This is a genomic window from Rhodococcus sp. 06-470-2 (assembly GCF_002258235.1).
Lineage (GTDB): Bacteria > Actinomycetota > Actinomycetes > Mycobacteriales > Mycobacteriaceae > Rhodococcoides.
The window spans coordinates 125271-143137 of the sequence record NZ_NOYB01000038.1 but is presented as its reverse complement, the minus strand read 5'-3'; the positions used below and the strand labels follow the sequence as shown (position 1 = coordinate 143137).

At 64.8% G+C, this 17867-nt stretch carries 16 protein-coding genes; all 16 read right to left on the bottom strand.

Translation table 11 applies throughout. From position 1 onward, the window contains the following. Positions 1-261: 261 nt before the first annotated feature. Positions 262-1452: an elongation factor Tu gene (gene tuf / locus CH276_RS21555; protein ID WP_008714056.1), complete on the bottom strand. Its 1191-nt coding sequence runs from the start codon at positions 1450-1452 to the stop codon at positions 262-264. Between the two features lie 102 nt (positions 1453-1554). After that, positions 1555-3657 (bottom strand): elongation factor G, encoded by a 2103-nt coding sequence (fusA, locus tag CH276_RS21550; RefSeq protein WP_045199098.1) that lies wholly within the window; start codon positions 3655-3657, stop codon positions 1555-1557. A gap of 95 nt (positions 3658-3752) precedes the next feature. Then, positions 3753-4223: a 30S ribosomal protein S7 gene (gene rpsG / locus CH276_RS21545; protein WP_003941856.1), complete on the bottom strand. Its 471-nt coding sequence runs from the start codon at positions 4221-4223 to the stop codon at positions 3753-3755. A 1-nt stretch (position 4224) separates the two neighbouring features. Beyond that, on the bottom strand, positions 4225-4599 hold the full coding sequence (rpsL, locus tag CH276_RS21540) for a 30S ribosomal protein S12 (RefSeq protein ID WP_008714048.1): 375 nt from the start codon (positions 4597-4599) through the stop codon (positions 4225-4227). A 293-nt stretch (positions 4600-4892) separates the two neighbouring features. Further along, positions 4893-5420 (bottom strand): DUF3558 domain-containing protein, encoded by a 528-nt coding sequence (locus tag CH276_RS21535; protein ID WP_032394009.1) that lies wholly within the window; start codon positions 5418-5420, stop codon positions 4893-4895. Continuing rightward, positions 5417-5935, bottom strand: coding sequence for a DUF3558 domain-containing protein (locus CH276_RS21530; protein WP_094629689.1), 519 nt, complete (start codon positions 5933-5935; stop codon positions 5417-5419). The genes CH276_RS21535 and CH276_RS21530 overlap by 4 nt, the downstream gene beginning before the upstream one ends. Before the next feature lie 14 nt (positions 5936-5949). After that, complete coding sequence (locus tag CH276_RS21525) at positions 5950-6471, bottom strand: hypothetical protein (protein WP_094629537.1); 522 nt, start codon at positions 6469-6471, stop codon at positions 5950-5952. A gap of 42 nt (positions 6472-6513) precedes the next feature. Further along, a complete protein-coding gene (locus tag CH276_RS21520; protein ID WP_441344208.1) occupies positions 6514-7932 on the bottom strand; it encodes a guanine deaminase in 1419 nt (472 codons plus the stop codon). 47 nt (positions 7933-7979) lie between these two features. Then, the gene (locus CH276_RS21515; protein WP_032394207.1) at positions 7980-8603 is read right to left on the bottom strand and encodes a TetR/AcrR family transcriptional regulator; all 624 of its coding nucleotides are present in this window, start codon (positions 8601-8603) and stop codon (positions 7980-7982) included. Positions 8604-8658: 55 nt separating this feature from the next. Next, the gene (locus tag CH276_RS21510; RefSeq protein ID WP_094629536.1) at positions 8659-9411 is read right to left on the bottom strand and encodes an enoyl-CoA hydratase family protein; all 753 of its coding nucleotides are present in this window, start codon (positions 9409-9411) and stop codon (positions 8659-8661) included. Then, positions 9411-10571: an acyl-CoA dehydrogenase family protein gene (locus CH276_RS21505; protein ID WP_032394005.1), complete on the bottom strand. Its 1161-nt coding sequence runs from the start codon at positions 10569-10571 to the stop codon at positions 9411-9413. The genes CH276_RS21510 and CH276_RS21505 overlap by 1 nt, the downstream gene beginning before the upstream one ends. Beyond that, positions 10568-12538, bottom strand: coding sequence for an acetyl/propionyl/methylcrotonyl-CoA carboxylase subunit alpha (locus tag CH276_RS21500; RefSeq protein ID WP_094629535.1), 1971 nt, complete (start codon positions 12536-12538; stop codon positions 10568-10570). The genes CH276_RS21505 and CH276_RS21500 overlap by 4 nt, the downstream gene beginning before the upstream one ends. A 4-nt stretch (positions 12539-12542) precedes the next feature. Beyond that, positions 12543-14141 carry an acyl-CoA carboxylase subunit beta gene (locus CH276_RS21495; RefSeq protein WP_094629534.1) on the bottom strand — a complete coding sequence of 533 codons (1599 nt, stop codon included), beginning with the start codon at positions 14139-14141 and terminating at the stop codon, positions 12543-12545. Then, positions 14138-15286, bottom strand: coding sequence for an acyl-CoA dehydrogenase family protein (locus tag CH276_RS21490; RefSeq protein ID WP_045199084.1), 1149 nt, complete (start codon positions 15284-15286; stop codon positions 14138-14140). The genes CH276_RS21495 and CH276_RS21490 overlap by 4 nt, the downstream gene beginning before the upstream one ends. Next, positions 15283-16977 (bottom strand): acyclic terpene utilization AtuA family protein, encoded by a 1695-nt coding sequence (locus tag CH276_RS21485; RefSeq protein ID WP_094629533.1) that lies wholly within the window; start codon positions 16975-16977, stop codon positions 15283-15285. Before CH276_RS21485 ends, CH276_RS21490 begins: the two co-directional genes overlap by 4 nt. After that, on the bottom strand, positions 16974-17786 hold the full coding sequence (locus CH276_RS21480) for a TIGR03084 family metal-binding protein (RefSeq protein WP_094629532.1): 813 nt from the start codon (positions 17784-17786) through the stop codon (positions 16974-16976). The genes CH276_RS21485 and CH276_RS21480 overlap by 4 nt, the downstream gene beginning before the upstream one ends. Positions 17787-17867: the final 81 nt, after the last annotated feature.

Here is a 17867-nt window from a genome sequence, read left to right as displayed (position 1 = left end):
GCGACGTTACGGGACAGCCGAGCCCGATGCGTCCCATTTTTCGGGTGCCACCTCGGGCCGCGTCAATGGACCACTGCATACGTCTGAGCGGTGCGAGGGTCCATTCACCCACCGTGGGTGGCACACCTCGGACCACGTGAATGAACCACTGCATACGTCTGACCGCGACAATGGTCCATTGACGCCAACGGGCGGGCGCACGCAAAAGCGGCACCCACCCTTTCGGGTGAGTGCCGCTTCGGTACAGCTGGTGGAACTAGATCACTTGATGATCTTCGTGACGCGACCGGCTCCGACGGTACGACCGCCCTCACGGATTGCGAAACGCAGGCCGACATCCATGGCGACCGGCTGGATCAGCGTGACGGACATCTCGGTGTTGTCACCGGGCATGACCATCTCGGTGCCCTCGGGAAGGGTCACGACGCCCGTAACGTCCGTGGTGCGGAAGTAGAACTGCGGGCGGTAGTTGTTGAAGAACGGCGTGTGGCGGCCGCCCTCGTCCTTCGAGAGGATGTAGGCGTTGCCCTCGAACTCCGTGTGGGGAGTCGTGGTGCCCGGCTTGATGATGACCTGTCCACGCTCGACGTCTTCGCGCTTGATGCCACGAACGAGGAGGCCGACGTTGTCGCCTGCCTGACCCGAGTCGAGCAGCTTGCGGAACATTTCGATTCCGGTGACGGTGGTCTTGGTCGAGCCGGGGCGGATGCCGACGATCTCGACCTCTTCGTTGACGTTGACCGAGCCGCGCTCGATACGTCCGGTGACCACGGTGCCACGACCGGTGATGGTGAAGACGTCCTCGACGGGCATGAGGAACGGCTTGTCGGTCTCACGGACGGGGTCCGGCACGGAATCGTCGACGGCCTGCATGAGCTCCAGAACCGACTCGCCCCACTTCTCGTCACCCTCGAGTGCCTTGAGTGCGGAGACCTTGATGACCGGTGCGTCCTCGTCGAACTCCTGCGAAGCGAGGAGCTCGCGGACCTCCATCTCGACGAGCTCGATGATCTCGTCGTCGTCGACCATGTCGGCCTTGTTCAGTGCGACCAGGATGTACGGGACACCGACCTGGCGGGCGAGCAGCACGTGCTCGCGGGTCTGCGGCATCGGGCCGTCGGTTGCTGCAACGACCAGGATTGCGCCGTCCATCTGTGCCGCGCCGGTGATCATGTTCTTGATGTAGTCGGCGTGACCCGGTGCATCGACGTGCGCGTAGTGGCGCTTCTCGGTCTGGTACTCGACGTGGGAGATGTTGATCGTGATACCACGAGCCTTCTCCTCCGGAGCCTTGTCGATCTGATCGAAAGCCGAGGCCTCGTTCAGGTCCGGGAACTTGTCGTGCAGAACCTTGGTGATTGCAGCCGTCAGCGTCGTCTTACCGTGGTCAACGTGACCGATGGTGCCGATGTTGACGTGCGGCTTCGTCCGATCGAACTTCGCCTTCGCCACTGTGTGTCCTCCTGGACTGATCTGTGCCGGCCCCGACGGGGCAAGCACGCGTATGTGTTGTTACTTATTACAGGTCGAGCGTGGTCCAGCAGCTGAAGAGAGTTACTCTCCGGTCGCCTTCGCGATGATTTCCTTCGAGACGTTCGCAGGAACTTCTGCGTAGGAATCGAAGACCATGGAGTAGTTAGCGCGGCCCTGCGTCTTCGACCGAAGGTCTCCGATGTAGCCGAACATCTCCGACAGCGGAACCAATGCCTTGACGATACGGGCACCGCTGCGTTCCTCCATGGCCTGGATCTGACCACGGCGGGAGTTCAGGTCGCCGATGACCTCACCCATGTAATCCTCGGGAGTGATGACCTCGACGGCCATGACGGGTTCGAGGATGACGGGGCTGGCCTTGCGAGCAGCTTCCTTGAACGCTTGTGAGCCGGCGACCTTGAAGGCCATTTCCGACGAGTCGACGTCGTGGTACGCACCGTCGAGCAGTGTGACCTTGACGTTGACCAGGGGGTATCCGGCGAGAACACCGTACTGCATGGCGTCCTGAGCACCTGCGTCGACCGAGGGGATGTACTCCCTGGGCACACGACCACCGGAGACCTTGTTCTCGAACTCGTAGGTCGCACCGTCTTCGCCCTCGAAAGGCTCGAGCTTGATGATGACCTTCGCGAACTGGCCGGAGCCACCGGTCTGCTTCTTGTGGGTGTAGTCGTGCTTGTCGACCGTCTTGCGGATGGTCTCGCGGTACGCGACCTGCGGCTTGCCGACGTTGGCCTCGACCTTGAACTCGCGACGCATACGGTCGACGAGGATGTCGAGGTGCAGCTCGCCCATTCCGCCGATGACGGTCTGGCCGGTGTCCTCGTCCAGCTTCACCGAGAAGGTGGGATCCTCTTCGGCGAGCTTCTGGATCGCTGTTCCCAGCTTCTCCTGGTCGGACTTGGTCTTCGGCTCGATCGAGACCTGGATGACCGGGTCCGGGAAGCTCATGGACTCGAGGATGATCTGGTTCTGCGGATCGCAGAGCGTGTCACCCGTCGTGGTGTCCTTGAGGCCGATGACGGCGTAGATGTGACCGGCAGATGCGGTCGCGATCGCGTTCTCCTTGTTGGAGTGCATCTGGAAGAGCTTGCCCAGACGCTCCTTCTTGCCCTTGGTCGAGTTGATGACCTGAGCGCCGGAGTCGACCTTGCCCGAGTACACCCGGACGTAGGTCAGCTTGCCGAAGAAGGGGTGGGTCGCGATCTTGAACGCGAGAGCTGCGAACGGCTCGTCTGCGGACGGCTTGCGAGTGATCTCCTTCTCCTCGTCGCCGACGGCGTGTCCGATGGTCTCGGCAACGTCGAGGGGAGACGGGAGGTAGTCGATGACCGCGTCGAGCATGGGCTGAACGCCCTTGTTCTTGAACGCGGATCCACACAGGATCGGGTACAGCTCGCTGTTGACCGTCATCTTGCGGATGGCAGCCTTGATCTCGTCGACCGTGAGCTCTTCGCCACCGAAGTGCTTCTCCAGAAGCGCTTCGTCGGACTCGGCGACGGTCTCGAGCAGCTGGGTGCGGTACTCGTCCGCGCGCTCCTTGAGGTGTTCCGGGATCTCCTGGATCTCGTACTTCTCGCCGAGCTTGGTCTCGCCACTCCACACGAGAGCCTTCATCTGCACGAGGTCGATGACGCCCTCGAAGTCGTTCTCTGCGCCGATGGGCAGCTGGATGACCAGCGGCTTGGCACCGAGACGATCGATGATGGTCTGCACGGTGTAGTAGAAGTCCGCGCCGAGCTTGTCCATCTTGTTGACGAAGCAGATGCGCGGTACGTCGTACTTGTCGGCCTGACGCCAGACCTGCTCGGACTGCGGCTCGACGCCCTCTTTGCCGTCGAACACTGCGACTGCGCCGTCGAGGACGCGGAGCGAGCGCTCCACCTCGACGGTGAAGTCGACGTGACCGGGGGTGTCGATGATGTTGATCTGGTTGTCGTTCCAGAAGCACGTCGTGGCAGCAGAGGTGATCGTGATGCCACGCTCCTGCTCCTGCTCCATCCAGTCCATGGTGGCTGCGCCATCGTGAACTTCACCGATCTTGTACGAGATACCGGTGTAGAAGAGGATGCGTTCGGTAGTGGTGGTCTTGCCGGCATCGATGTGGGCCATGATGCCGATGTTGCGGACCTTGTTGAGGTCGGTCAGCACGTCCTGTGCCACGAGTTAACCCGCCTTGGTGTTGGTAGAGGTATTGCCTGAGCTGATCAACGCTCCGGCGGCATCGGATAGTTCCGGATGCCGCCCGAGCGAGGAGATCACCAGCGGTAGTGGGCGAACGCCTTGTTGGCTTCGGCCATCTTGTGAGTGTCTTCGCGGCGCTTCACAGCGGCACCGAGGCCGTTGCTGGCGTCGAGCAACTCGTTCGCCAGACGCTCGACCATGGTCTTCTCGCGACGAGCGCGCGAGAAGGTGACCAGCCAGCGCAGTGCCAGCGTGGTGGAGCGGCCGGGACGAACCTCGACGGGCACCTGGTAGGTGGCACCACCGACGCGACGGCTGCGAACCTCGAGGGCCGGCTTGACGTTGTCGAGTGCACGCTTGAGCGTGACGACGGGGTCGGTGCCGGTCTTCTCGCGAGCCTGCTCGAGCGCCTGGTAGACGATGCGCTCTGCGGTCGACTTCTTGCCGTCGAGGAGGATCTTGTTGACGAGCTGCGTGACCAACGGCGATCCGTAGACCGGGTCGTTGATCAGCGGCCGCTTGGGTGCTGGGCCCTTGCGTGGCATATCAGCTCTTCTCCTTCTTGGCTCCGTAGCGGCTGCGAGCCTGCTTGCGGTTCTTGACACCCTGGGTGTCGAGCGAACCGCGGATGATCTTGTAACGCACACCCGGGAGGTCCTTCACACGACCACCGCGAACGAGCACCATCGAGTGCTCCTGCAGGTTGTGACCCTCACCGGGGATGTATGCGGTGACCTCGACCGAGGAGGTCAGGCGAACACGCGCGACCTTACGGAGAGCGGAGTTCGGCTTCTTGGGGGTGGTGGTGTACACGCGAGTGCACACACCACGGCGCTGGGGACTGCCCTTGAGGGCAGCGGTCTTCAGTTTCGCAACCTTGTCGGTGCGTCCCTTACGGACCAGCTGGTTGATCGTTGGCATGAACCGGCTTTCTTCGTGTCGATAAACAGGGATCTAGCAGTTGGAGCAAGAGAACACTGCTCCTCACCCGGTACTGCTGCTGCTCCAGTACTGCTACCGCGGGTCTCTTGCACCCCGCGGTCGGGTGTGTCGCATACCCCCACACGTCCAGCCGGTTGCGCGCTCTTGGAGCGAACGTGCGCACGGCTGTACCTCGCATAGGCACACAAACGGTCCGGGCAGGCCGGACACGACCCATAACGATACCCGGCGGCGTGACCTCGGGTCAAAACACCCCTCGCGTGGGTACGCGATCAACGACTGAGGTTCAGCGTGAGATCGGCGAGCTTCGCGGCGGCCTGGCACGGATCGGGATGGGCGGCGTCCGGCCGGTACTGCACCCACCATCCGAAGATGCCGTCCCGATCCGCCCCGGCCGAGACGCCACACGACGCGGAGTCGTCGGGACGCTGGGCCTGGATTGCCTTGCGGCCCTGCACTGTTGTGTCGGTGACGGTGTACATCATCTTCTCGTCGGCGGCTCGTTCGGCCGCCAGAGTTCCGGACTCGAACCAGTTGAAGGTGACCTTCACCGTGCCTGCGGAACCGACGAGATCCCACCGGCAGATGGCCCCGAAGAAGCCGCGAGCGATGGCGTCGGCACCGGTGGTATCGCGGATCTGGTCGTCGGAGACGGCGTCGCACTCGGTCAACAAGTCGGTGAATTCTCGGCCACCGGACCCACCGAAACTCGCCGGCCGCGGCGTGCCCTGCACGGTCTGGGAACAGCCTGCGACGAGCAGCAGGGTCGCTGCGGCGGCGAGGACGCGTCGGATTCTCATTGCTTGCGCTCCACTGTCAGTGTCGCCAGCTCGTTTCCGACCTCGCACGGCGGGCGCGCCGCAGGTTGGTCGGAGTACGTGATGGACCAATGGAAGAAGTCGTCGCCGAACTGCACGCCGATCTCGCACAACGCACCCTGCTCGGCCTCGAAGCCGGGGTTGCCGTCGATCTCGATGTCCTTCGCCGGACGGCCGATCAGCTCGGAACCGGCGCGTTCGCGTCCGATGGGGCTGCCTCGATACCAGGAGAAGCTGACACCCGGTCCGCCGAACCCGACCGTCTCCCACTGGCAACCGACGGAATTACGGGTGATCTGAGCGAACGGGCCCGCGCCGAACGCGGACTGCACCTCGGCGTCGGTGATCGATCCGCATTCGCCGAAGAAGGGACCGGGCTCGTATGCCGCGGTGGTCGGGGCAGTGTCCTCCGGCGGCGCAGCGTCGTCTTCCGCCCCGCCGCACCCGGCGATCAGCACCGCTGTTGCCGCCACGACCATCGCGAACCGTCTCGTCATCCAGTAGCTCACATCTACGGGGCCGAGAATCCGCCGACGCCCGGAATGTCGAACAGAATGCCGGAGGCCAGAACATGAGCGGTGAACAGAATCGGTCCGCTACCGGTGTCTGCGACGACCGGGCCCGAACGCACGAACACGCCGTTTCCCTGCTGGCAGATCGGTGCGTTCACCGACCCGGTGCGTCCGTTGGCGATGTTGACGAAGTCCACCTGCAGGCTGGCGAAGTTCTGGTAGGACGCGCAGATCCGCGGCTCGGCGGCGCGGCCCCAGATGTGGGTCTGTCCCGGCGTGTCGGTGCTCGCGACCTCGATCGTGCCGATCCACTGATCCGGAACGACGAGTCCGCCGACGGTGACGCCGAGGTTGGGGATCTGCAGGACGGGGACCGAAACCGGTCCGGGCGGGGGCGCGTTCTCGATGGGTGCGGACGGCGCATCGGCAGGCGGTTGGGCCTGTGCGACCGGCGCGAGGGCCATGGTGCTCACAGCCGCGAATGCAGCTGCGAGTAGACCGAATCGAGTCAGACGAGCCATACCTGTGTGTCTCCTGATCCTGTGGACGCGAGTCGCCATACGTTACCGCGAAGCGGCGAGCTTCCGGCCCCGGACGTAGACGCCGACGATGGCGGGTTCGCGCATCGCCATCAGCAACGCGAACAGGGTCTGATCGCGGGCGAGCTCGGGATCGTCGGCGCGGACACCGTGGTCGACGGCCACCGCGAGCTGCGGCCATGCGGACGGATCGACCACGACGAAGTCGGCCTCCTTGCCCGCGTCGAAATTGCCGATCCGGTTCTCCATGTCCAGCGCTCGGGCTCCGGCGAGTGTTCCGGTGAACAGCAGTTCGGCCGGATGCAGCGACAGACCCGCGTCGCCCGGCTCGGAGATGTGCACCTTGAACGCATCGGCGAGAACCTGCGGCAGCAGCCACTCGTCACCACCGCCGAAGTCCGAACCGATGGCGATGTTCACCCCGGCGGCGACGGTTCGCTGCCACGGCATCGTGCCCGAGCCCAGAAACTGTTGCGAGGTAGGACAGTGCGCGACGGAGGTGCCTGTCTCCGCCATTCGCGCGAGTTCGACGTCCTGACAGTGCACCGCGTGGGCCAGGATGGTGCGCCGACCCAGGAAGCTCTTTCCGCCGACCTGCGAGCCCGGCAGAAACTTGCCGTCGTAGGTATCGAGGTACGTGGCCACACCGTAGGCGTTCTTGGTGGCGTCGATCTCTCCGGTTCCCGGCCGGTTGTTCTCGTTCAGATGTGTGTGGAAGTAGACACCGCGCGCGCGGACGGAATCGTAGAGCTCACCGAGGTTCTTCAGCGTCTCCGTCGTCACCGACAGCGAGAACCGCGGTACGACGGCCACGTGCAGCATCGCCGTGTCGACGTCGCCGGTGTCGGCTGCGTGCCATTTCTCGATCTCCTCGGACACCAGCCGGATGGCCTCGTCCTCGCCGGTGATCAAGGCCTGCGCCGACGCCGGTCCGGTGGTCTGGACCCCGCGTCCACTGACGATCCGCAGTCCGTGCTCGAGCGTCTCGGCGAACAGCGAATCCTGCGCGTGCGGGAACGCCGATCCGAACACCATCGCCTGCGTCGTTCCGGCTCGGATGCGCGCGGCGCAGAAGTCTCGGGCCGCAGCGGCAGCGAACTCCGGATCGGCGAAGCGGGACTCCGACGGGAAGATGCAGGTGTTCAACCATTCGAGCAGTTGCCCGCCGCCGTAGGAATCTCCGGCGTAGGTCTGCGGAAAGTGAATGTGAGTGTCGACGAAACCGGGCAGCAGGAACCCCGGTCGGCGATCGACCACCGGGACCTGCGCGAATCCGGTTGGGAGAGAATCGAACTCGCCGCAGAACTCGATCGTCCCCTCACCCGACACCACGAGCGCACCGTCGGGAATCGACACCAACGCGGCTGCCGCGTCCGTCACCGTGGGCGAGCCTGCGACGTGAAAAATATGGCCGCGGTACACGCGTGCGATTTCGGAAGTCACCCGCCAGACTCAAGCACAGGTTGCGCAGTGCTGCAGACCGTGTGGGTCTAGAGCGCTCCCGCCGGAGCTGCGGACAGCCGAGCGTTCAACGACGCATCCAGTACCTCTGCCCACGAGCGCACCACTTCGGCTCGTCGTCGCGCGTCGTCGGTCAGGACATCGGCCAGACCCAATCCACGCGCGAGGTCGAGGGTCGCCTGGACGAGACGGTGCGAGACGGGATCGTTGTCGTCGACACCGAGGTTCTCGACGGCCATCTGGTGGGCACGGCGACCGAACCGCTCTTCGAGAGGGACGATCCGATCGCGCAACTCGGGGTCGGCCGATGCCGCCGTCCAGACCTGAAGTGCCGCTTTGAACATCGGTCCGGTGTAGTACTCCACGAGCCGCTCCACCACCAGTTTCGTCCTGCCGGGGCCAGCCGGAATCTCCTGCGCCTCGCGGCGAGCACTGTCCATCCGAGTGTCGAACATGTACTCGAGTGCTCCGGTGATCAGGTCCTCACGCGTCGGGAAGTGGTGTTGGGTCGCGCCGCGGGACACGCCGGCACGTTCGGCGACCACGCCGACCGTCGTTGCACCCCAGCCCTGCTCCGCGAGCGAATCGATCGTCGCCTCGAGCAGTCGCTGACGCGTGACCCTGCTGCGGTCCTGCTTGGGTTCGCGCGCCATCACCATCGCCGTACTCCCTCCTACCGACGCTCGGCCGACCTACTTCTCGGCCGCTCTACTTTTCGGCCGCCCAGGACGGTGGCCTCTTCTCCAGAAAGGACATCATCCCCTCTCGGGCCTCGTCGGACGCAAACAACCTGGCCGATTGCTCGGCGACGGCCGACCCGCGTTCGTCGATCTCGCGCCGGATCGCGGCCGTGGTGAGGAGCTTCGACTCGGCCAGGCCCTGCGGCGAACACTTCCGAAACATGATCATGTAGTCGGCCACCGCTGCCGCGGGAACGGCGTCGGCCACGGTGACCAGACCGATCGCCTCGGCAGTGGCACCGTCGAACGTCTCCCCGGTGAGAAAGTAGCGACTCGCTGCCCGGGAGCTCAGTCGCGGCAGCACGGCCACCGAGATCACCGATGCGGCCAGGCCGAGGCGAACCTCCGTCAGCGCGAACGAACTCTGGGGTCCGGCCACCGCGATATCGCACGCCGCGACCAGCCCCATCCCGCCGGCCCGCACATGTCCGTCGATCTGCACGACGACGGGTTTCGGGGTGTCGATGATCAACCGCATCAGGTCCAGCATCTGCCTGGTGCGCAGTTCCGGCGACGAGCCGGCCTCTCGGAGGTCGGCTCCGGCGCAGAACGTGGCACCGGTGTGGCCGAGCACGATCGTTCTGACGTCGTCGTCGTGCGCCGCAGCGATGAGTCCCGCCCTCAGCTCCTCTACCAACACCGACGACAGCGCATTCCGATTCTGCGGCGAATCCAACGTCAAATACGCCGTGTCCTTGCTCGATTCGACGAGAACGGCCATCAGTAGCTTCTCGGCAGTCCGAGCGAGTGCTGGCTCACGAAGTTGAGGATCATCTCCCGACTCACCGGCGCGACACGGGCGATGCGGGCGGCCCCGAGCATCGCAGCCAACCCGTACTCACTGCTCAGGCCCGCGCCACCGTGGGTCTGGATCGCCTGATCCAGCGCCTTGATACTGGCCTCGGCCGCAGCGTATTTCGCCATGTTCGCCGCCTCGGCAGCGCCGAAGTCGTCGCCGGAGTCGTAGAGCACCGCGGCCTTCTGCATCATCAGCTTGGCGAGTTCGAGTTCGATCTTGCACTGCGCCAACGGATGAGCGAGACCCTGATGCGCTCCGATCGGCGTCTTCCAGACGGTGCGCTCGTTTGCGTACTTGACTGCCGCGTCGATTGCGTACCGACCCATACCGACAGCCATCGCGGCACCGAGAATGCGCTCGGGGTTCAGTCCAGCGAACAACTGCATCAGGGCGGCGTCGGGCTCACCGACGAGTGCCTCGGCGGGAAGCCGAACGTCGTCGAGGAACAGCACGAACTGATGATCGGGCTCGACGATGTCCATCTCCATCTGCGTCTTCTGCAGCCCCGGAGCGTCGGTGGGCACGATGAACAGGGCCGGCTTGAGCTTGCCGGTCTTGGAATCTTCGGTCCGCGCGACGATGAGGACCGCGTCGGCCTGATCGACACCGGAGATGTAGATCTTGTTGCCCCTCAACAACCACTCGTCGCCGTCGCGACGCGCCGTGGTGGTGATCTGGTGCGAGTTGGATCCAGCGTCGGGTTCGGTGATGCCGAAGACCATGATCTTGGACCCGTCGGCGAGGGCGGTGAGCCACTCCTGCTTCTGATCGGGCGTGCCGTACTTGCCGATGATGGTGCCGCAGATTGCCGGGCTGACCACGACCAGCAGCAGACCGGCACCGTGCGCGGCCAGTTCTTCCTGCACGAGCGCGAGCTCGTAGATGCCTGCGCCACCGCCGCCGTACTCCTCGGGCAGATTGACGCCGAGGAAACCGAGCTTGCCCGCCTCGTTCCACAGTTCGGTCAGCGGCTCACCCTTGCGCGCCTTGGGCAGAACGTAGTCGATGTAGTTGTAGCGCTTGCCCAGTGACGAGACTGCGTTACGCAGTCCCTTCTGCTCTTCGGTCTCGATGAAACTCATGATTGTTCTGCTCCTTCGGTTACCACGGCCAGCACTGCGCCGACTTCGACCTGTTGACCTTCTGTGACGTTCAGTTCGGTGAGCACACCGTCCGCGGGTGCGGTCACCGTGTGTTCCATCTTCATCGCCTCGAGCCACAGGATCGGCTGCCCGGCCGTGACTGTATCGCCCTGCGCAGCAGCGATTCTGATGACACTGCCCGGCATCGGTGCGAGCAAGGAACCGGCCGCGACCTCGTCGGTCGGATCGGTGAACCGCGGGGCCTTGATCAACCCGACCGGGCCCAGTGCGGAATCGACGAACACGTCCGATCGGTAGCTGCTCACCTGAAAGATGCGACGGATTCCGTTGTCGTCGAGTGTCACCGAGGTCGGCGTGTACTCGACCAGTTCGACGCCATCGAGTTCGACGCCTCCCACCGAGGAGGTGAGTCCGCTGCGTCCGATCGAATATTCGACGGTGATGTCGTTGTACGTCTTGCGCTGCGGTTGGGACCGGAGATTGCGCCAGCCGCCTGGCAATCCGCGATTCACGCGGGCGTTCCGGACGTTGCTCGCGGCATCGGCCAATGCCGCTGCGAGTGCGGACAACTCCTGGGCGCGGCCCTGTGCGATCGGCCGAGCCAGGACATCGAGCCCGTGCGTGTCGAAGAACGCGGTGTCGGTGTCCCCGGCCAGGAACGCCGGGTGTCGCAGGATGTTGACCAGTAGATCGCGATTGGTCTTCAGACCGTGAACGGTGGCCTTCTGCAACGCTTTCGCCAACAAGTTCGCAGCCTGATCCCGCGTCGGCGCGAACGAAATGACCTTCGCGAGCATCGGGTCGTAATGAGTTCCCACCACACTGCCGGTTTCGACGCCGGAGTCCACTCTGATGCCAGACTTGTCCAGCACCTCGAACTGCGCACCGGGGATCTCGAATCGGTGCACGGCACCGCTCTGCGGCTGCCAGTCATGAGCCGGATCCTCCGCGTAGAGGCGAACTTCGATGGAATGTCCGCGGGTCTCCGGCTGCTCGGCGGGCAACCGCTCCCCCGCGGCGACCCCGATCTGCAAGGCCACCAGGTCGAGTCCGGTCGTGCACTCGGTGACCGGATGCTCCACCTGCAGACGCGTGTTCATCTCCAGGAAGAAGAAGTTGCCCTTCTCGTCGGCGAGGAATTCGACGGTGCCTGCACCCTCGTAGCCGATGGCCTCGGTGGCCAAGGTCGCCGCATGGAACAGCTTCTCGCGCATGCCGTCGATACGTTCGACGAGCGGCGACGGTGCCTCCTCGACGACCTTCTGATGCCTGCGCTGGATCGAGCACTCACGCTCGCCCACCGTCCACACCGTGCCGAATCGGTCCGCCATGACCTGCACTTCGATGTGTCGGCCGGTCTCGATGTACCGCTCCACGAACACCGTTCCGTCGCCGAATGCCGAGAGTGCCTCGCGCCCGGCCGCTTCGAGCTCCGAGTCCAGGTTCTCGAGGTCGCGCACGATGCGCATGCCGCGCCCGCCTCCGCCTGCGGAGGCCTTGATCAGCACAGGCAGTTCGTTCTCGGTGACCGACTCGGGATCGAGCTGGGTCAGCACCGGCACTCCGGCGTCGGCCATCATCTTCTTGGACTCGACCTTCGAACCCATCAATTCGATCGCCTTGACCGGCGGCCCGATCCACGTCAGGCCGGCGTTCTGCACCTGCTGTGCGAAATCGGCGTTCTCGGAGAGGAATCCGTATCCCGGGTGCACGGCGTCGGCTCCGGCGTGTACCGCGGCGGCGATGACGAGCTCGCCGCGCAGGTAGGTCTCCGCCGAACTGTTGCCGGGCAGACGGACGGCCACATCGGCCTCCCGCACGTGCGGGGCATTCGCGTCGGCGTCGGAGAAGACCGCGACCGTGTCGATGCCCTCGGCGCGGCAGGTGGTGAAGACGCGTCGGGCGATTTCGCCGCGGTTCGCTACTAGAACGGACGTTATGGTCATGGCTTCACATCCGGAAGACACCGAAGTTGGCGGTGCCTTCGATCGGGGCGGTGGCGATGGCCGACAGGCACATTCCCACCACCGTGCGGGTATCACGGGGGTCGATGACGCCGTCGTCGTAGAGGCGTCCGGAGAGGAACATCGGCATCGACTCGGCCTCGATCTGGCCTTCGATCATCGCGCGCATTCCGGCATCGGCCTCGGCATCGAAGGCTTGGCCTCGGGCCTCGGCGGCAGCGCGTCCGACGATCGAGATGACACCTGCGAGTTGCGCGCCGCCCATGACGGCCGACTTGCTCGACGGCCACGCGAAAAGGAACCGCGGATCGAAGGCCCGTCCGCACATGCCGTAGTGACCGGCACCGTACGACGCACCGAGCAGAACGGAGATGTGCGGCACCGTGGAGTTGGACACGGCGTTGATCATCATCGCTCCGTGCTTGATCATCCCGCCCTCCTCGTACTCCTTGCCGACCATGTAGCCGGTGGTGTTGTGCAGGAACAGCAGTGGGGTGTTCGACCGATTGGCCAGCTGGATGAACTGCGTCGCCTTCTGCGATTCTTCACTGAAGAGCACACCGCGGGCGTTGGCCAGAATGCCGATCGGATATCCGTGCAGCTCGGCCCATCCGGTGACCAGCGATCCGCCGTACATGGGCTTGAACTCGTCGAAATCGGAACCGTCGACGATGCGGGCGATGACCTCGCGCGGGTCGAACGGGATCTTCAGATCCGTGGGAACGATGCCGAGCAGATCTTCTGGGTCGGCCAGCGGCTCGATGACCTCGGCGCGCGGTTCGGGGCCCTTCTTCTTCCAGTTCAATCGGGAGACGATGCTGCGTCCGATGCGGATGGCGTCCTGCTCGTCGACGGCGAAGTAGTCTGCGAGACCGGACTTTCGGGCGTGCATCTCGGCCCCGCCGAGCGACTCGTCGTCCGAGTCCTCGCCGGTGGCCATCTTCACCAGCGGCGGTCCGGCGAGGAAGACCTTGGAACGTTCCTTGACCATGACGACGTGATCGGACATGCCGGGGATGTACGCCCCGCCTGCGGTGGAGTTACCGAACACCAACGCGATCGTGGGGATGCCCGCCGCCGAGAGCTGCGTCAGATCACGGAACATGCGACCGCCGGGGATGAACACCTCCTTCTGCGTCGGTAGATCGGCTCCACCGGATTCGACCAACGAGATCACCGGGAGCCGGTTCTGCGTGGCGATGTCGTTGCCGCGGAAACCCTTTTTCAGCGTCCACGGGTTGCTGGCTCCGCCGCGGACCGTCGGATCGTTGGCGACGATGAGGCACTCGACCCCGCAGACGACGCCGATGCCCATGACGGTGCTGGCTCCGACGGGAAAGTCGCTGCCCCAGGCCGCGAGTGGGCACAGTTCGAGAAATGCCGAGTCCTCGTCGATCAGCAGCTCGATGCGTTCGCGGGCGAGGAGCTTGCCACGCTTCTTGTGGCGCTCGATGTACTTCTCACCGCCGCCGAGCAGAGCCTTCGAGTGCTCGGCGTCGATCTCGTCGAGCTTGGTGTTCATCGCGTCGACATTCCCGGAGAACTGCTCCGAGGCCGTGTCCAGCGTGGACTTCAGCACGCTCATGCCTGATACCCCAATCGTTTTGCTGCCAGTCCGGTGAGAATCTCGGTGGTGCCGCCGCCGATGCCGAGGATGCGCATGTCGCGGTACTGCCGCTCGACCTCGCTCTCGCGCATGTAGCCCAACCCTCCGAAAAGCTGCACTGCCTGATTGGCGACCCACTCTCCCGACTCGACGGCGGTGTTCTTCGCGAAGCACACCTCGGCGATGAAGTCCTGGTTCTCCTGCAGGGACCGCTCGACGAGGGATCGGGTGTAGACACGTGCGATGTCGATCTTGCGCGCCATCTCGGTGACGGTGTTCTGCACCGATTGCCGTGCGATGAGCGGCTTTCCGAAGGTCTCGCGATCACGAACCCACTGCAGCGTCAGATCGAGACACCGCTGGGCGCTGGCGTAGGCCTGGGCCGCGAGCGCAATGCGCTCGGTGAGAAACGCCTGCGCGATCTGCGCGAAACCACTGTTCTCGGCACCGACGAGGTTGGCGACGGGAACACGGGCGTCGACGAACGACAGCTCAGCGGTGTCCGATGCGCGCCACCCCATCTTGTCGAGCTTGCCGGTGACCTCGAACCCGGGTGTGCCCTTCTCGATGACGAGCAACGAGACACCGGCTGCACCGTCCCCTCCGGTGCGGACCGCGGTGACGACGAAGTCTGCTCGGCATCCCGAGGTGATGTAGGTCTTGGATCCGTTGACGACGTAGTGCTCGCCGTCCTTGACCGCCCTCGTCCTGAGGTGGCCGACGTCGGAGCCGCCACCCGGCTCGGTGATCGCGAGCGAGCCGATCTTCTCCCCCGCCAGCGTGGGCCGCACCCACTTCTCGATCTGGTCGGCGTCACCCGCTGCAACCAAGTGCGGCAACGCGATTCCGCTGGTGAACAACGACGCGAACAGGCCACCCGACGCTCCGGCCTGATGCATCTCCTCGCAGATCACGACCGCGTCGGCCAGATCTCCACCGTCGCCGCCGACCTCCTCGGGGAAACCTGCGCCGATCAACCCCAGAGCGGCCGCCTTCTTGTGCAGCTCACGCGGTATCTCGCCGTCGGCCTCCCACTGGTTCATGTGCGGAGCGATGTCCTGCTCGACGAAACTGCGGACGGTCTTTCGAAGCTGCTGACGCTCCGGCGTCGTCCAGATACTCATGTGAAGTCTCCTTTGAATGCCAGGGTTTCGGGGATGTCGATGTACCGCGACCGCAGCCACTCGCCCAGTCCCTTGGCCTGTGGATCGAATCGGGCCTGCGATGCCACGCCCTGTCCGAGGATGCCCTCGATGACGAAGTTGACGGCCCGCAGATTCGGCAGTACGTGCCGGGTGACGGTGAGCGGTTCTGCCTCGAGAAGCATCTGCTTCAGGGTTTCGACCGTCAATGCATGGACGAGCCAGACGAATTCGTCGTCGGTGCGCACCCAGACTCCGACGTTGGCGTTGCCGCCCTTGTCTCCGCTTCGGGCCGCGGCGACGGTGCCGAGTGGGAGCCGGATGGTCGCCTCGTCCGCTCGCGGTGCCGGTAGCGCCGGTTCTGCGAGGGGCTCGAGTGCCCGCGTCTCGGTCGACGGTGCGACGGCGCGCTCGGTGCCGTCGGCCAGGTGCGCGACGTGCGGTACCTCGGCTGCGTCGACGAAGCCTGCGGTGAAGACTCCGTACGGGGCTCCGTTCCCGGGTGGCGCGGTGACCGAGAACCCCGGATAGCTCGCCAGTGCGAGTTCGACTGCCACCGCGGAGAACTGACGTCCGACGGCGTCGGGGTTGCTGTCACGGGCGACGCAGCGCAGCAGAGCACTGGCCGTCTCCTCCGTCTCGGCATCGGGCTTGTCGGTGCGTACGAGCGTCCAGTCCAGCTCGGTCGGCCGCGCCGTGAGCCAGGACTCGAACTGATGCTGTGCCAGTGCGGCTTTGGCTTCGATGTCCAGTCCGGTGAGCACCATGGTGAATTCGTTGCGGAAGCCGCCGAGCGCATTGAGCGAGACCTTGTAGGTGGGCGGCGGCGCTTCGCCGGTCACACCGGTGATGGACACCCGATCGCTGGATTCCTGCGTCAGGATCGCTGAGTCGATCCGTGCGGTGACGTCAGGGTTCGCGTAACGGCCGCCGGTGATTTCGTACAGCAACTGGGCAGTCACGGTGCCGACGCTGACAGCACCGCCCGTGCCCTCGTGCTTGGTGATGACGGACGATCCGTCGGACTCGATCTCGGCGATGGGGAAGCCGGGACGGGACATGTCGGCGATCTCGGTGAAGAAGGAGTAGTTGCCGCCCGTCGCCTGTGTTCCGCATTCGATGACGTGCCCGGCGACGACGGCCCCGGCCAATGCGTCGTAATCGGTTGCAGTCCAGCCGAAGTGAGCCGCCGCAGGCCCGACGATGACACTGGCGTCGGTGACGCGCCCGGTGACGACGACGTCCGCCCCGGAGTTGAGGCATTCCACGATGCCCCACGCGCCGAGGTAGGCATTTGCGGTCAGCGGGCTGCCGAGGCCGAGTTCGGCCGCTCTGCCGAGGAGGTCGTCGCCGTCGACGTAGGCGATCTTCGCGCCGGAGTCCAGCTTCTCCAATGCCTCGGCCAGGCCGCGGGGGTTGAGTCCGCCTGCGTTGGCAACGATCTTGACACCCTTGTCCAGTGCCAATCCGAGGCAGTCCTCTGCCTGGCGCAGAAAGGTTTTGGCGTAGCCCCGGGTCGCGTCCTTCATCCGATCGCGGCCGAGAATGAGCATCGTCAGCTCGGCGAGGTAGTCGCCCGTGAGGTAATCGAGTTCGCCGCCCTCGAGCATCTCGCGCATCGCGGACAGCCGGTCTCCGTAGAAGCCCGAACAGTTGCCGATTCGTACGGTCATGCTGTCTCTCGTCCTGACTGTGGCCGTCCGGCCCCGGGAGGGCCTGCGAAGGCTTGGGCGATGGTGATCCAGTGCGCGGCGTCGGTTCCCTCGGCGCGGATGTCGAGGTCGTCGCGGTGGGCGCGCTGGGTGACGAGGAGGCAGAAGTCGAGGGCCGGTCCGCTCACGCGTTGGGCAGCGTTCTCGGGCCCCCACGTCCAGAGCTCACCCGACGGTGCGGTGAGCTCGATGCGAAACGGTTCGGTGGGCGGAGCCTGATCGTTGACGGCGTAGGCGAAATCCCTTGTGCGGACGCCAATGTGCGCGACGCCGCGAATTCTGTCGGTGGCGACGCGGGTGACGCCCAGTGCGTCGGCGACATCCTGACCGTGCGCCCAGGTCTCCATCAACCGTGCTGTGGCCATCGACGCGGCGCTCATCGGGGGGCCGAACCAGTCGATCTTGGTCCCCGACGGCACCTGCATCAGTGCGTCCGCCATGGCGATGCGTCGGGTTCGCCATTCGTTCAGGAGGTTCGGGTTACGAGATTCTCCCTCGGCGGCCTCGTCGACGAAGCCGGTGGGGTTCTCCCATGCCTTCTTCAGGGTGAGAGCGAACTCCTCCTTGGCCTCGATATCGCCGGACGCTGCGGACGTAGTTCGCTCCGCGACGTGATCGGTCCAGGAAAGATGTGCGATCTGATGCGCGACGGTCCAGCCCGCGGCCGGTGTCGATGCCGCCCATTGCTCCGGAGTCAGTTCGGCCACGAGTGCGTCGAGGTCGTTGCCCTCGGCGCGTAGGTCGTCGACGAGAGGGTCGAGGTCTGCCATGAGCCCAGCTTCACAGGAGGTCCTGAAAAAAGCAAGCACGCTTGCTTGTTAATTCGTAACCTTACGTTCGCTTGCCGTCTT